The following is a 14,509-nucleotide window of genomic DNA, read 5'->3' as shown; positions in this document are numbered from 1 at the left end:
TCCGACGTGGACAAGCTGATCTGGAACATCCGCGAAATCATCGCCGACCTGTCCCAGTTCTACCACCTGCAGCCCGGCGACCTGATCTACACCGGCACGCCCGAAGGCGTGGGCGCGGTGGTGCCCGGGGACCGGATCACGGGGCGGGTGGAAGGGGTGGCGGAAGTGGCGTTGAGCGTGGGGTCGGCGGAGTAATGGCCGCTCGCGGGTACTCAGCCTAAAGAGGTTAGATGGTCAACGTCGGACTTGATGGCACCCAAGAAATTGAAGCGCCTCAGGCGCGGGTAGCCCTTGAAATTCCATGTCGAAGTACCTTTTATCCCGCACTTTCATGGACTTCATCATAGGTCGGGTCCGCGTGCTCCCACTGCACCTGGGCATCGAGCAGCACTTTCACTACTCCTTCAAAGTCGACCTCTGGTGGGATGTTCAAGACTACGTAGGTTGGATTGGCGCCCTCGTACTCGACACCGAGTGACACAAGTTGGTCCAGCAGAACTCGCGATTGGTTCCCGGGCGCAAGCGGTGGCTCAAAGATGACACGGATTGTGCGATTGCCCGATTTTTCCAAGACTTGTTGAAACGTCGGGAATCCCTCTTCCTCCACATGCGGCGCCAGAATCACATCAGCAACTGAGACGCCGTACGCGAAGAACGGAAGATTGTCCAAGCGGTATCGATCGCCACCGAGGTGAAATGCCCAAAGCGTTTCAACTTCAGCCGTTCCATCGTCGTTCGGGACACGGAACAGGACCTTGGCACTGGGCAATGCGTCGCTCATGTGGATGACTTTAATTTAAACGGCGAAACGCAGGATACCCACAATCGCCGTCGTTCAACCAAGTCGCCTGCCCTCAGACCGCCACACCCCGCCGCGCCATCATGTCCGCGCTCATGGCCTGCAAGGTTTCGCCCCGGATGAGCCTGCGCGCCGCCGGGTAGACCACGCCGTTCTCGTCCACCAGGTGCCGGCGGTACAGCGCGTCGTAGGCGTCGAAGCGCAGCTGGTCTTCGGCCGAAAAACCCGGCCAGCCGTCACCGGCATCGACCAATGCGGTCAGCGCCGCCCGCACCTGCGCCCACTGCACCGCCATGTCGCGGTGGTCCTGCTTGAGGCGGATGACCACGGCGAGCACGGCCGGGTCGCGCTGCGCGAGCAGCGGCGGGAAAACATGGCGTTCTTCGTCTTCGTGGTGGTGCGGGCCGGCCTGGTCGAAGTAACGCATCACGTCGCGCGCGGCGTCGCGGGCCTGCTCGTCTGCGCCGTGGGTTGTCACATGTTCGCGGATCTTGCCGATCAGCCGCAGCATGCGTTCGACGCGTTCGTGGCAGGCGTCGAGCATTTCGAACGGGGCCTCAAAACCGGCACCGGGCGTGCTGTGGCCGGGCAGGCCGATCTGGACTTTGGTGGCGCTCATGCGGACCTTCCTGCCCCCAGCGCGTGGACGTAGTCGGCCACGGCGGGGCGCACGCGCGCCGTGCCGTGCGACAGCGCGGTGCCGATGTTGATGAAACACACGGCCTGCTCGCTCGCGCGCAGGCCAAAGAAACGGTGCAGCACGGCCGAGCGCACCGACTGCCCGGCGGTGAGCGCCGAGCCGTAGCCCAGGGCGGTAGCCATGAGCAGGATGTTCTGCGCCGCGGCCCCGGCCGAGATCAGGCGTTCGGCCAGGCCGATGTCGGCGTCGCCTCTCTCGGCGTCCACCACCAGCAGGGCCAGGAAGGGCGAACGAAAGCCCTTGTCGCGCGCCTTGGCCACCTCGTGCGGGGCGGCCTGCGGGTCGCGTTCGAGCAGGGCCTGGGCAAAGACCTCGGCCAGCGCCTCGCGCTGGTCGAGCGCCACGGTGATCAGGCGCCAGGGCTGCAGGCAGCGGTGGTCGGGCGCGCTGGCCGCGGCGGCCAATATGGCCTGCAGCTGCGCCGCGTCGGGCCCGGGCCCGCCCAGCCGCCAGGGCAGCACGGTCTGGCGGGCGCCCATCAGTTCGGCCGCCATGTCGGCCCAGTCGGGGGTGGTGTCCATGCCGGGATTGTCAACCGGGCCGGCCATCGGGGCGCCGCCGGCCGAACCAGTTGAGCAGCCGCCCGCCCCAGACCAGCACGGTGCCGGCCCACAGCAGCGCGGCGGCCAGCAGCCAGCCCCCACCGGCCTGCGGCAGGGTGCCGGCGATGCGCAGCAGCACGGCCGCCTGCAGGCACCAGAACAGGCCCCACACCGTGGCGTCGGCCACCAGGGCGCGACCGCTGTGGCCGCAGGCCACGCGCGTGACCATGGCCAGCAGGATGGAGCCCAGGAACCCCATGGTGAGCGCGTGCAGCGCGCCCAGGCCCAGGGTGGGCACGCCGCCCGCGGCCAGCAGCCATTGCGACGCGCCCGAAAGCAGCAGCGACAGGCCGAACCACACAAAACCCACGTGCAGCATGGCCAGCAGGCGGACCTTGAGGCTTTGCACCAGGCCCCAGACCCAGGCCAGCCAGACCAGCACGCCGCCCAGGCCCAGTTCCAGCGCGCCGCGCAGCAGGCGCCAGGCCGTGCCCTCGCCCCAGCCCAGCACCATGAGCCACACCGAGGCGATTTCCAGCACCACCGCGCCGAGCATCAGCCACAGCACCCAGAAGGGGCGCCAGACCTCGATCATGGGCAGCACGCCGGAGGTGAAAAAGGGAATCATGCGGTGCGCCACGGCCACGTAGGTGGCGACGACGAAGCCCCACAGCGCCGTGTGCACCAGGGCCAGCGCCACCGGCCCGGCGCCCAGCAGCAGGGCCACGCCCAGGCCGGCGGTGCACAGCGCGCCCAGCGTACCGCCCACGGCCACCACGGTGGCGTGCACGCGGTCGGTCGCCGGGCTGCGCCACCAGAGTTGCCAGAACCGCCCGAACTGCAGGGCCAGCCCCAGGCTGGCGGTGAAAGCCCCGGCCGCCGCCAGCGCGACATGGGTGTGCGCCCCGGCCAGCCACAGCAGCCAGCCCAGGGCCTGCAGGGCCAGCGCCGGCGTGATGTCGCGCGCCTCGGGCCCGGCCACGCCCAGCCACTTGGGCCCGGCGGTGAACAGGAAGCCGGCGAAGAACAGGGGCATGAAGCCCAGCACCATGACCGCGGCGTGGGTGAGCGTGGGCGAGACGGCGTAGGACAGGCCGAGTGCACCGCTCAGGCGGTCCAGCTGCACCGCGGCCCACCAGAGGCCCGAGGCCATGAGCAGCAGCACCCCGGTGAAAAAGGCCAGGCGGTGGGGCGCCAGCCACAGGTGGCCCCAGTGCCAGGGGGTGGCCGGCGGGGCGGCGGGGCGCGAAACGGGGGGGCGGGGCAGGGGCACGGGGGGTCCGGGAATGTCAGGAACAGGGCACGCAGGCCTCGGTGTCGGCCCGGCCGCCTGCGCTGCGTGCATTGTCGGCGGGTCGGGCGGGGAAGCGGGTCATCACCTTAATGTGCATATGGGATGCATCTTTTGACCCGTAAAAAAACCGCCCACCGGTGGAACCACCGGGGGCGGTGTGGGCGTGGCGTCAGCCGCAGCTGCCGAGGTGGCCGCAGGAGGTGCAGTAGTCGCAGCCGTCCTTGCGGATCATGGCGTGCGCGCCGCACTCGGGGCACTTCTTGCCGGCCATCACGTTGGTCGGCGTGGCCATGCCGGGCAGCTCGGGGGCGGCCGGCAGGTGCGGCGTGCTCACGGCGGCGGTGTCGCTGGCCTTGTTGCGACGGGCCATGATGTTCTGCAGCGCGAAGGCGATGGCGGCGACTTCGGAGTCGTGCCACATCGGCACGTGGGTGCCGTCGGCCTTCTGGTAGGTGCCCAGGCGCACCGGGCCGCGGTCCCAGGCGACCTTGCGCATGTCGGACAGCGCACGGCCCAGGAAACCACCGCGCGCGGCCAGCGAGAGCATGCGCATGGTGGAGGTGATCCACTGCTGCGACTCGCCGTTCTGGCCCACGGGCATGAAGAACTCGATGGCGCGCTCGACCGTGCCCTTGCCGTCGGCGGCGGGCACCGGCAGGAACGAGACCACGATGTACAGCGTCTTGTGGCCTTCCTGCGTCCAGTACTCGATCTTGTCGGCCACGGCCGAGAGCGCGCCCTTGGGACGGCTTTCGATCACGGTGCGCATCGGGTCCACCGGGGTCGCCGGCACGGCCGGTGCGGCCGGTGCGGCCGGCTTGGCTTCCACCGCGGGGGCGCCGGTGTCGAGCACCGAGCCCAGGATGCTGTTGGGCCGGTAGGTGGCCATGCCCTTGAGGCGGGCGCGCCAGGCCTGCAGGTACAGGTTCTTGAAGTCGTCGAAGGGGTAGTCGGCGGCGACGTTCACCGTCTTGGAGATGGCGGTGTCCACGAAGGGCTGCACCGCTTCCATCATGGCGATGTGCTCGCCGGCGCTCATGGCCAGGGCGTTGACGAAGTACTCGGGCAGCTGGTCGACGTTGCCGCCGAGTTCGCGGAACAGGCGCCAGGCGTGGTCTTCCACCGCGTATTCGCTGGTGGAGCCGTCGGCCTCGCGCTTCTTGCGGCGGTACATCCACGAGAACGGCGGCTCGATGCCGTTGGACGCGTTGTCGGCAAAGGCCAGGCTGACGGTGCCGGTGGGCGCGATGGACAGCAGGTGACTGTTGCGGATGCCGTGCTTGCGGATGGCCTTCTGGATGTCGGCCGGCAGGCGGCTGGCGAAGGTGCCGGCCGTGAGGTAGCCGTCGGCGTCGAACTTGGGGAAGCGGCCCTTTTCCTTGGCCAGCTCGATGGAGGCGAGGTAGGCGGCGTTGCGCATGCGCTCGGCGATTTGCGCGGCGGCCAGGCGGCCGTCTTCGCGGTCGTAGCGCACGCACAGCATGGCCAGGGCGTTGCCCATGCCGGTGAAGCCCACGCCAATGCGGCGCTTGGCGGCCGATTCAGCGCGCTGCTGCTCCAGCGGCCAGAAGGTCACGTCCAGCACGTTGTCGAGCGCACGCACCTGGGTGGCGACGGCGGCCTCGAAGGCGGCGTAGTCGAAGCTGGGCGTGCCGCCGAACCCGAAGGGGTTGCGCACGAAGCGGGTGAGGATGATGGGACCAAGGTCGCAGCAGCCGTAGGGCGGCAGCGGCTGCTCGCCACAGGGGTTGGTGGCGGAGATGGTCTCGCAGTAGTGCAGGTTGTTGTCGGTGCCGATGCGGTCCAGGAACAGGATGCCGGGTTCGGCGAAGTCGTAGGCCGACTTCATGATGGTGTCCCACAGCTCGCGGGCGGCCACGGTCTGGTAGACCCACTGGCCGTCGCCGCGCTGGTAGGCGCCCTGGGTCAGCAGCTTCTGGCCGGGGCGGGCCTTGTGCACCAGTTCCCAGGGCTGGTCGCCGCTGACGGCTTCCATGAAGGCGTCGGACACGCCGACCGAGACGTTGAAGTTGTTCCAGCGGCCGGGCGTGCGCTTGGCGGTGATGAATTCCAGCACGTCCGGGTGGTCGATGCGCAACACGCCCATCTGGGCGCCGCGGCGGGCGCCGGCGCTTTCCACGGTGGAGCAGCTCTGGTCAAACACGTTGATGTAGCTGCAGGGGCCCGACGCCATGGAATGCGTGCCCTTGACTTCGGCGCCCTTGGGGCGGATGCGCGAGAAGTCGTAACCCACGCCGCCACCGCGGCGCATGGTTTCGGCGGCTTCGCGCAGGGCTTCGTAGATGCCGGGGTAACCGTCGGCGTCCACGCCCTGGATGCAGTCGCCCACCGGCTGCACGAAGCAGTTGATCAGCGTGGCCTGGATGTCGGTGCCGGCCGCGCTCATGATGCGGCCCGCGCCGATGGCGCCGGCGTGCAGGTTGTCCAGGAACTTCTGTTCCCACTCGGCCCGCGCTTCGGGCTTTTCCACCGAAGCGAGCGCTCGCGCCACACGGCGGTACAGGTCTTCAAAGCCGGTTTCGCCCGGTTTCAGGTATTTCTCGGCCAGCACGTCCTGGCTGATGGGTTGGGTCGCGGTCAGGTCCTGGGGACGCATGGCGTGGTCTCGTTTCATGGGCGGGGGATCTGGAGGGCAGTGAACGGGAGAAAAAGAAAGGCTCAGGCCCAACGCACGCACACCCGCGAGGCGGGCTGCCGGTCAAAGGGGTGTGGTGGGGGAGAGGGGAGCGGGAAAGGCCTGCATTTTGCGCCAAAGTCGGCCGGGAGCGGACCCAGGAAACCTCTCTTTTTGTAGGATTTTGGACCTCTCACCAGGCGAAACGGCACAGGCTATCGGTGCGCCGCCCGCGCCCCTTTGCGGTGCATCAAGGAGGGCGGGGTTTGTGGCGGTCGGGCGCCAGGCGGTGGCCCGCGCGTGCGCCCGGCGGGTCGTGACTTGCGCCAGATCAAGCCATGAGCACCTTGACACGGGTCAAGCGCGGGCCGCGGGGCGGCGGCTAAGGTCGCGCCTTCGTCTGGCTTCCCCCCCCTCTTGTGCCATGGATCTTGTCTGTCCCGCCGGCAGCCTGCCCGCCCTCAAGGCCGCCGTTGACCACGGCGCCAGCTGCGTCTACCTGGGCCTGCGCGACGCGACCAACGCGCGCAACTTCGCCGGCCTGAATTTCGACGACGCCGGCATCGCCACGGGCATCGCCTACGCACACCAGCGCGGCTGCCAGGTGTTCATGGCCATCAACACCTACCCGCAGGCCGGCCAGCCGCAGCGCTGGCAGCAGGCGCTGGACAAGGCGGTCACGCTGGGCGTGGACGCGGTCATCCTGGCCGACCCCGGCCTGATGCAGTACGCGGTGCAGCGGCATCCCCAGCTGCGCCTGCACCTCTCGGTGCAGGGCTCGGCCACCAACCACGAGGCGATCAACTTCTACCACCGGCAGTTCGGCATCTCGCGCGCCGTGCTGCCGCGCGTGCTCTCGCTCGAACAGGTGCGCCTGCTGGTGCAGAAGACGCCGGTGGAGATCGAGGTCTTCGGCTTCGGCAGCCTGTGTGTGATGGTCGAGGGCCGCTGCGCGCTCTCGTCCTACGTCACCGGCGAATCGCCCAACACGCACGGCGTGTGCTCGCCGGCCAAGGCGGTGCGCTGGCAGGAAACGCCCCAAGGGCTGGAGTCGCGCCTGAACGGCGTGCTGATCGACCGCTACGCGCCGGGCGAAAGCGCCGGCTACCCCACGCTGTGCAAGGGCCGTTTCGACGTCGAAGACGACCACGATTACTACGCGATCGAGGAACCCACCAGCCTCAACACGCTCTCACTGTTGCCGCAGCTGGCGCAGATGGGCGTGCGCGCGATCAAGATCGAAGGCCGCCAGCGCAGCCCGGCCTACGTGGCGCAGGTGACCAAGGTCTGGCGCGAGGCGATCGACCAGTGCACGGCCCAGCCGCAGCAGTACACGCCCCGGGGCGCCTGGATGGCCGCACTCGACCAGGTCGCGGAAGGCCAGCAGCACACCCTGGGCGCCTACCACCGTCCCTGGAAATAGTGACACCCCCCTGCACCGATGCGCGGCTTCCCCCTCTCTCGCCTTCGGCGGGAGGGAGGACCACACCAGCGCTCCGGCGAAGCCGGTTGCGCGGTGTGTCTCGATGGGGCACGCGCTCCGGTTCTGAATCAGGCATCTGTATGAAACTTTCTCTCGGACCTTTGCAGTACTACTGGCCGCGCACCACGGTGTTCGACTTCTACGAGGCCATGGCCGCGACGGCGGTGGACATCGTCTGCCTCGGCGAGGTCACCTGCTCGCGCCGGCACGAGCTGCGCCTGTCGGACTGGCTGGACGTGGCGCAGCTGCTGCGCGAGGCCGGCAAGACGGTGGTGCTCTCGACCCTGGTGCTGCTCGAATCGGGCTCGGACGTGGGCGCGATGCAGAAGATCGCGGCCAACGAAGACTTTCTGGTCGAGGCCAACGACATGGGCGCGGTGGGCGCGCTGGCCGGGCGCAAGCCTTTCGTGGCCGGGCCGCACCTGAACATTTACAACGCGCCCGCACTGCGCTGGATGGCCGAGCAGGGCGCGACGCGCTGGGTGGCGCCGCTGGAGATGAAACGCGACGACCTGGCCCTGCTGCAGCGCGAGCGCCCCGCCGGCCTGCAGACCGAGGTGTTCGCGCACGGCCGCCTGCCACTGGCGTTTTCGGCCCGCTGCTTCACCGCGCGCCACCGCAACCTGCCCAAGGACGACTGCCGCTTCAGCTGCCTCGATCACCCCGACGGCCTGATGCTGCAGACCCGCGAGCAGGCCGACTTCCTGGTGCTCAACGGCATCCAGACCCAGTCGGCGCGGGTGCACAGCCTGATCGACGCCTGGGACGACCTGGTCGCGCTGGGCGTGGACGTGGCGCGCATCAGCCCGCAGGCGCAGCACACGGCCGAGGTGGTGGCGCTGTACGACGCCGTGCGCCGCGGCGCACTGGCCAGCGGCCAGGCCCGCGCGGCCCTGCTGCCGCTGCTGCCCCCGGCGCAACACGGCGCCCCCGACTGCAACGGCTACTGGCACGGCCAGCCGGGGCAGGACCGCATCGAGCCCAGCGCCGCGGCGGTCGCCGCCTGAGCCATGGTGCACGGTGAACGCTTCAACAGCATCAGCCACCTGGTGGGCGCGGTGCTGGCCGTGGCCGGCGCGGCGGTGCTGATCACCCAGGCCTCGCTGCAGGGCGACGCCTGGCGCATCGTCGGCTTCAGCGTCTACGGCGCGATGCTGATCGCGCTCTACCTGGCCTCGACGCTGTACCACGCGCTGCGCGGGCGCGCCAAGGCGGTGTTCCAGAAGCTGGACCACTGCGGCATCTACCTGCTGATCGCGGGCAGCTACACGCCCTTCGCCCTGGTCTCGCTGCGCGGGCCCTGGGGCTGGTCGCTGCTGGGCGTGGTCTGGTCGCTGGCGCTGCTGGGCATCGCGCAGGAGGTCTGGCTGGCGCGCGGCGCTCGCGTGCTGTCGCTGGTGATCTACGTGCTCATGGGCTGGCTGACGCTGGTGGCGGTGGTGCCGCTGTGGCGCGCCCTGGGGCCGGACGGTTTCGCCTGGCTGGCCGCGGGCGGCGCGCTCTACACCGGCGGCATCGCCTTCTACGTCGCCGACCACCGCCTGCGCCACAGCCACGGCATCTGGCACCTCTTCGTGCTCGGCGGCAGCGCCTGCCACTTCTTCACCTTCCTGCTCTACGTGGCCTGACCGCCACCGCCCGCCATGAACCACCGCTTTGCCCAGCCCCAGCGCCCCACCGTGCCACCACCGGTGGCCGCGGTGCTCGCGCGCCTGCCGCCCTACCCCGGCTCGCTGCTGCTGGTCACCGGGCTCAACCTGGTGCTGGCGCGCCAGCTGCCGGCCGACGTGGGCAGCCACCTGAACGGCCGGCGCATCCGCATCCACGTGCGCGATGCCGGCCTGCGTTTTGACTTCCGCTGGCAGGACGGCCAGTTCCGCGCCTGCCCGCCGCAGCAGGCGGCCGACCTCACGCTCAGCGCGCACGCGCACGACTTCCTGCGCCTGGCCCGGCGGCTGGACGACCCGGACACCCTGTTCTTCAACCGCCGCCTGTCGATGGAGGGCGACACCGAACTCGGCCTGGTGGTCAAGAACGCGCTCGACGCGCTGGAGCTGCCGGTGTTCGACCCCGCGCAGTGGGCCCCGTCGGCCGTGTTCGCACGGCTGCAGCGGCTGCGCCCCTTTGGTTCCACCCATGGCCCGCGCTGATCGCCCGGCGCTGCCCCTGGTCTACGCCTGTTCGGGCAGCTCCAGCGCGGCGCAGCTGGCCAACCACGTGGCGGTGCGGCTGGACCGCACCGGCCTGGCCGAGATGTCCTGCATCGCCGGCGTGGGCGGCGACGTGCCGCAGCTGCTCAAGACCGCGCAGTCGGGTCGCCAGATCGTGGTGCTCGACGGCTGCCCGCTCGAATGCGCGCGCCACTGCCTGCAGCGCCACGGCATCGCCCCCACCCAGCACCACCAGCTGCAGATCTACGGCGTGCGCCGGCGCCTGCACGAAGACTTCGACCCCGAGCAGGCCGAGGCCGTGCTGTTCCGCGTGCGCAGCGACCTGCAGAAGCTGCCCCCACCCGCCCCCGCCCCGGATGAACCCGCCCAGCCCTGAACCCCGCCGCCTGCTGGTGGCCATCACCGGCGCCAGCGGCGCGGTCTACGGCCTGCGCCTGCTGCAGACGCTGCAGACCGCGCCGGGCGTGGAAACGCACCTCGTCGTCTCCGACGCCGGCTGGCAGACCCTGCGCCACGAGCTGCACGCCGGCCCCCAGACCCTGCGCCCGCTGGTGCACACGCTGCACGACGCGGCCGACATCGGCGCCGGCCCGGCCAGCGGCTCGTTCCGCTGCGCCGGCATGGTGGTCGCGCCGTGTTCGATGCGCACGCTCGCGGCCATCGCGCACGGCCTGTCGGACAACCTGGTCACGCGCGCGGCCGACGTGATGCTCAAGGAACGCCGCCGCCTGGTGCTGATGGCGCGCGAGACGCCGCTGCACCTGGGCCACCTGCGCAACATGACCGCCGTGACCGAGATGGGCGCCATCGTCTGCCCTCCCGTGCCGGCGTTCTACCTGCGGCCGCAGACCATCGACGACATCGTGAACGCCAGCGTAGCGCGGGTGCTGGACCTGCTGGACGTGCCGCACACACTGAGCGCGCGCTGGCAAGGACTGGAATGCGGCACCGAGCTGGCATGAGGGCGCCCGCATTCCCCAGCACCCACCGTGGAACCGGCTTTGCCGGGCCACTGGTGGGGTCCCCCTTGAGGGGGAAGACGCGAAGCGGCGCAGGGGGTGCTTCCGAATGACCTACAAAGACCTGCGCGACTTCATCGCGCAACTCGAAACCGCCGGCGAACTGCGGCGCATCAGCGAGCCGGTCTCGCCGCACCTGGAGATGACCGCGCTGTGCGACCGCGTGCTGCGCGCGGGCGGCCCGGCCCTGCTGTTCGAGCACCCGAGCGGCCACACCCTGCCGGTGCTGGCCAACCTGTTCGGCACCACGGCGCGCGTGGCGCGCGCCATGGGCGTGGCCGACGTGGGCGAGCTGCGCCGCTTCGGCGAGGTGCTGGCGCGGCTGAAGGAACCCGAGGCGCCGCGTGGCCTGCGCGAGATGGCGGGCCTGGGCGATCTGCTCAAGTCGCTCTGGCACATGAGCCCGCGCGAGCTGCGCCACGCGCCCTGCCAGGCGGTGGTGATCGAGGGCGAGGACGTGGACCTGGCGCGCCTGCCGATCCAGCACTGCTGGCCGGGCGACGTGGCGCCGCTCATCACCTGGGGCCTGGTCATCACACAAGGGCCGCACAAGCCGCGCCAGAACCTGGGCATCTACCGCCAGCAGGTGCTGTCGCGCAACCAGCTGATCATGCGCTGGCTGGCGCACCGCGGCGGCGCGCAGGACTTCCGCGAACACGGCCGCCTGCACCCCGACCAGCCCTACCCGGTGGCGGTCGCCATCGGCGCCGACCCGGCCACCGTGCTGGGCGCGGTGACGCCGGTGCCCGACAGCCTCTCCGAATACCAGTTCGCCGGCCTGCTGCGCGGCGCCCGCACCGAGGTGGTTCCGGCCATCGGCGTGCCGCTGCGGGTGCCGGCGTCGGCCGAGATCGTGCTCGAAGGCCACATCCACCCCGACCCGGCCCACCCCAGCGGCTGGCAGCACGCGCTCGAAGGCCCCTACGGCGACCACACCGGCTACTACAACGAACGCGCCGAGTTCCCGGTCTTCACGGTCGAGCGCATCACCATGCGCCAGGACGCCATTTACCACTCGACCTACACCGGCAAGCCGCCCGACGAACCCGCGGTGCTGGGTGTGGCGATGAATGAGCTGTTCATCCCGCTGCTGCAGCGCCAGTTCCCCGAGATCGTGGACTTCCACCTGCCGCCCGAGGCCTGCAGTTACCGCATGGCGGTGGTGAGCATCCGCAAGGCCTACGCCGGCCACGCGCGGCGCGTGATGATGGGCGTCTGGAGCCACCTGCGCCAGTTCATGTACACCAAGTTCATCGTCGTGGTGGACGAGGACATCGATGTGCGCGACTGGAAGGACGTGGTCTGGGCCATGAGCACGCGCATGGACCCGGCGCGCGACACGTTCACCATCGAACACACGCCCATCGACTACCTGGACTTCGCCTCGCCCGTCAGCGGCCTGGGCAGCAAGATGGGCCTGGACGCGACCAACAAGTGGCCCGGCGAGACCACGCGCGAATGGGGTCGGGTGATGGCCATGGACCCGGCGGTGCGACAGCGCATGGACACGTTGGCGGCGCAGCTGGGGCTGTGAACCCGGCGCGGCAAACGCCCCCAGGCCGTCACCAGACGAAGAACAGCAGACCCCAGCCGCCGGCGATCAGCGCCGCACCGACCGCAATCGTCAGCAGGGCCGCCAGCCGCCGCGGCAGCGAGGCGCTGTGCGCGGCGCTGCTGCGCCAGGCCAGCCACAGGCTCCAGCCCACCGCGCCCGCCAGCAGCGCGGCCCGCGCCGCGTCGACCCAGGGCAGCGCCAGGCCTTCGTGCCGCAGCAGGGTCAGCGTGGTCATCGACAGCCCCAGGAACACACCACAGCCGCCCAGCGGCACATAGGCCAGCGCCAGGTGGTGGCGCGCCGCAGGGCGACCGAGCCCGCGCGTGGCGGCCACACACAGCGCGTACAGCGCGCCGCCCACGAGCAGCGCCGTGCCCAGGATGTAGCCGGTGATCAGGGCACCGTCGAGCCAGCTGAAGCTGTCGTGGTTCTGCGGGTAGTGCGTCAGCAGCCACCAGGGCGCGTTGTCGGCCAGCATCCACAGGCCGCCGTGTTCGATCAGCCAGTCGGCGGCCGCCACCCGCAGCGTGACGAACCAGGGGCTGGCGCTCCAGTGGAAGGCGCCCATGGCCACGCCGATCAGGCCGAACAGCAGCAGCGCCGTGTCCCAGCCGGTGGCGGCGCGCTGGCCGTTCACCGCGATCTCCAGCCCCGGCGCCCGCAGCGCCAGCGACACCGCGTCGCGCTGGCCGCTGCAGCGGCCGCACATGTGGCAGGCCGAGCCGCCTTCCATGCGGCGGATGTCGATGAGCGGCGCGCAGTTGGGCAGCGCCACGATGCCACCGGTGCGCGCCTCCCAGCGCGCGCGGTCGACCCGGAAATGCAGCGGCGCCAGGCGCGCCAGCAGACCGAACACGCCACTGACCGGACACAGGTGGCGGCACCAGACCCGCTTGCCGCGCCCGTACATGTAGCCCACCGCCACCGCCGCGACGGTGGAGCCGCCCAGCACCAGCAGCGCCGCCTGCGGGTACTGGTAGACGCTGACCAGCTGGCCGTAGACGGTGGTGATGACGAAGGCGGTGCAGGGCCAGCCGCCCCAGCGCACCCAGCGCGGGATGCCACGGCCGCGCCCGTGCCGGCTGACCGCCTCGCTGAGCGCGCCCTCGGGGCAGAACACGCCGCACCACACCCGCCCGACCAGCACCATGCTCAGCAGCACGAAGGGCCACCAGATGCCCCAGAACAGGAACTGCGCGAACAGGCTGAGGTTGTCGAGGATGCGCGCCTCGTCGTCGGGCAGCGGCAGGAAGGCCGGCAGCACCACCAGCACGGCGTAGAACAGCACGATCGCCCACTGGATGCCGCGGATCAGGCGGCCGTGGCGCCGCATGCCGTCGCCCAGGGCCACCAGCGCGCCGGCCGGCCGGCGCGGCACGAAATGCAGCGGCGCCGACGCTGCGGTCGCCCCCGGTTCCACGGCACAGCGGGTGTTCACCGGTACCTCACGCAGCGGCCCGCGCGGTCGCGGCGGTCGCCGACGCGCCCGGGCGCAGCAGCAGGGCCACGCCGATCCAGAACCCGAGGTAGGCCAACACCGTGATCAGCGCCGGCTGGGCCCGGTAGCCGGTCAGGGCCGCGACCAGGCCGCCCACGGCACCGCTGTCGTCCAGCCAGTCGGCGGTGTTCCAGACCGGGTCCACCAGCGTGGGCAGCACGTCCAGCGAGATCAGCCGGTCCAGCGCGTTGACCCACAGGGACGCGGCCAGCAGCAACAGCAGCCGTTCGCTGAAACGGAAAAAGCTGCGCCACGACATCCAGCGCCGGCCCGACTGCAGCAGCCAGAAGCTCGCCAGCGCCAGCGCCAGGCCCAGCAGCGCCGAGGCCGCAAAAGCCAGCCGGCCGGCGCCCTCGTGGCGACCGGCCACGCCGTAGAGGAAGACCACGGTCTCGCTGCCCTCGCGCGCGATCGCCAGCGCCGCCAGCAACGCGATGCCCCAGCCGCTGGCGCGCGCCAGCTGGCCGGCGGCCTCGTGTTCGAGGTCCTGGCGCAGGCCGCGGCCGTGGCGGCGCATCCAGCCCACCATCTGCAGGATCAGCGCCGCCGCCACCAGCACCATGGCGGCCTGGAACCACTCACCGGCCTCGCCGTCGAGCAGGCTGGCCGCGCCCAGCATGAGCAGCGCCAGCGCCAGCGCGGCGGCCAGCCCCAGCGCCACGCCGCCCCAGAGCCAGCGCAGGCCCCAGGCCCGGTCCGGCCGCTCGTTGAGCCAGGCGCGCAGGATGCCGACCACCAGCAGCGCTTCGACGCTCTCGCGCCAGGTGATGAAGATGACGTCGCCCATGCGTTCTTACCTCAGTGATCCATGAC

The 14,509-nt window shown here is 70.6% G+C and carries 15 protein-coding genes; 8 read left to right on the top strand and 7 right to left on the bottom strand.

What is annotated here, in order from left to right; translation table 11 throughout:
- The coding region (locus RMP09_RS12860; protein ID WP_310566369.1) for a fumarylacetoacetate hydrolase family protein at positions 1-195 on the top strand (195 nt) is incomplete at its 5' end.
- 121 nt (positions 196-316) lie between these two features.
- Here RMP09_RS12860 and RMP09_RS12855 read toward each other — a convergent pair.
- The 5 genes from RMP09_RS12855 to RMP09_RS12835 all read right to left on the bottom strand — a co-directional run bounded on the left by RMP09_RS12855 (position 317) and on the right by RMP09_RS12835 (position 5,952).
- Positions 317-781, bottom strand: a complete 465-nt coding sequence (locus RMP09_RS12855) for a DUF4265 domain-containing protein (protein WP_310566368.1) — start codon at positions 779-781, stop codon at positions 317-319.
- A gap of 73 nt (positions 782-854) precedes the next feature.
- Positions 855-1,418, bottom strand: a complete 564-nt coding sequence (locus RMP09_RS12850) for a hemerythrin domain-containing protein (RefSeq protein WP_310566367.1) — start codon at positions 1,416-1,418, stop codon at positions 855-857.
- A complete protein-coding gene (locus tag RMP09_RS12845) occupies positions 1,415-2,020 on the bottom strand; it encodes a nitroreductase family protein (RefSeq protein WP_310566366.1) in 606 nt (201 codons plus the stop codon). Before RMP09_RS12845 ends, RMP09_RS12850 begins: the two co-directional genes overlap by 4 nt.
- Before the next feature lie 10 nt (positions 2,021-2,030).
- The gene (locus RMP09_RS12840; protein ID WP_310566365.1) at positions 2,031-3,314 is read right to left on the bottom strand and encodes an NnrS family protein; all 1,284 of its coding nucleotides are present in this window, start codon (positions 3,312-3,314) and stop codon (positions 2,031-2,033) included.
- A 190-nt stretch (positions 3,315-3,504) separates the two neighbouring features.
- Positions 3,505-5,952, bottom strand: a complete 2,448-nt coding sequence (locus RMP09_RS12835) for an adenosylcobalamin-dependent ribonucleoside-diphosphate reductase (protein ID WP_409559722.1) — start codon at positions 5,950-5,952, stop codon at positions 3,505-3,507.
- Positions 5,953-6,394: 442 nt separating this feature from the next.
- Here RMP09_RS12835 and RMP09_RS12830 point away from each other — a divergent pair, with 442 nt between their 5' ends.
- The 7 genes from RMP09_RS12830 (at position 6,395) to ubiD (ending at position 12,177) form a co-directional block, all read left to right on the top strand.
- Positions 6,395-7,393 (top strand): peptidase U32 family protein, encoded by a 999-nt coding sequence (locus RMP09_RS12830; RefSeq protein WP_310566363.1) that lies wholly within the window; start codon positions 6,395-6,397, stop codon positions 7,391-7,393.
- Positions 7,394-7,533: 140 nt separating this feature from the next.
- Positions 7,534-8,460, top strand: a complete 927-nt coding sequence (locus tag RMP09_RS12825; protein ID WP_310566362.1) for a U32 family peptidase — start codon at positions 7,534-7,536, stop codon at positions 8,458-8,460.
- 3 nt (positions 8,461-8,463) lie between these two features.
- The gene (gene trhA, locus RMP09_RS12820; protein ID WP_310566361.1) at positions 8,464-9,081 is read left to right on the top strand and encodes a PAQR family membrane homeostasis protein TrhA; all 618 of its coding nucleotides are present in this window, start codon (positions 8,464-8,466) and stop codon (positions 9,079-9,081) included.
- 15 nt (positions 9,082-9,096) lie between these two features.
- Positions 9,097-9,603: an SCP2 domain-containing protein gene (locus tag RMP09_RS12815; RefSeq protein WP_310566360.1), complete on the top strand. Its 507-nt coding sequence runs from the start codon at positions 9,097-9,099 to the stop codon at positions 9,601-9,603.
- Entirely contained in the window at positions 9,590-10,000 is a 411-nt protein-coding gene (locus RMP09_RS12810) for a putative zinc-binding protein (RefSeq protein WP_310566359.1), read from the top strand. Before RMP09_RS12815 ends, RMP09_RS12810 begins: the two co-directional genes overlap by 14 nt.
- A complete protein-coding gene (locus RMP09_RS12805; RefSeq protein WP_310566358.1) occupies positions 9,981-10,586 on the top strand; it encodes a UbiX family flavin prenyltransferase in 606 nt (201 codons plus the stop codon). The genes RMP09_RS12810 and RMP09_RS12805 overlap by 20 nt, the downstream gene beginning before the upstream one ends.
- A 106-nt stretch (positions 10,587-10,692) precedes the next feature.
- Complete coding sequence (gene ubiD / locus RMP09_RS12800) at positions 10,693-12,177, top strand: 4-hydroxy-3-polyprenylbenzoate decarboxylase (protein ID WP_310566357.1); 1,485 nt, start codon at positions 10,693-10,695, stop codon at positions 12,175-12,177.
- 28 nt (positions 12,178-12,205) lie between these two features.
- Here the strand turns inward: ubiD and RMP09_RS12795 are convergent, their stop codons facing one another.
- Positions 12,206-13,531, bottom strand: coding sequence for a 4Fe-4S binding protein (locus RMP09_RS12795; protein WP_310566370.1), 1,326 nt, complete (start codon positions 13,529-13,531; stop codon positions 12,206-12,208).
- Positions 13,532-13,643: 112 nt separating this feature from the next.
- On the bottom strand, positions 13,644-14,483 hold the full coding sequence (locus RMP09_RS12790) for an FTR1 family protein (RefSeq protein WP_310566356.1): 840 nt from the start codon (positions 14,481-14,483) through the stop codon (positions 13,644-13,646).
- Positions 14,484-14,509: the final 26 nt, after the last annotated feature.

It is taken from the genome of Hydrogenophaga sp. (genome assembly GCF_031426985.1).
Lineage (GTDB): Bacteria > Pseudomonadota > Gammaproteobacteria > Burkholderiales > Burkholderiaceae_C > Hydrogenophaga.
This window is presented reverse-complemented; position numbering and strand designations above follow the sequence as displayed.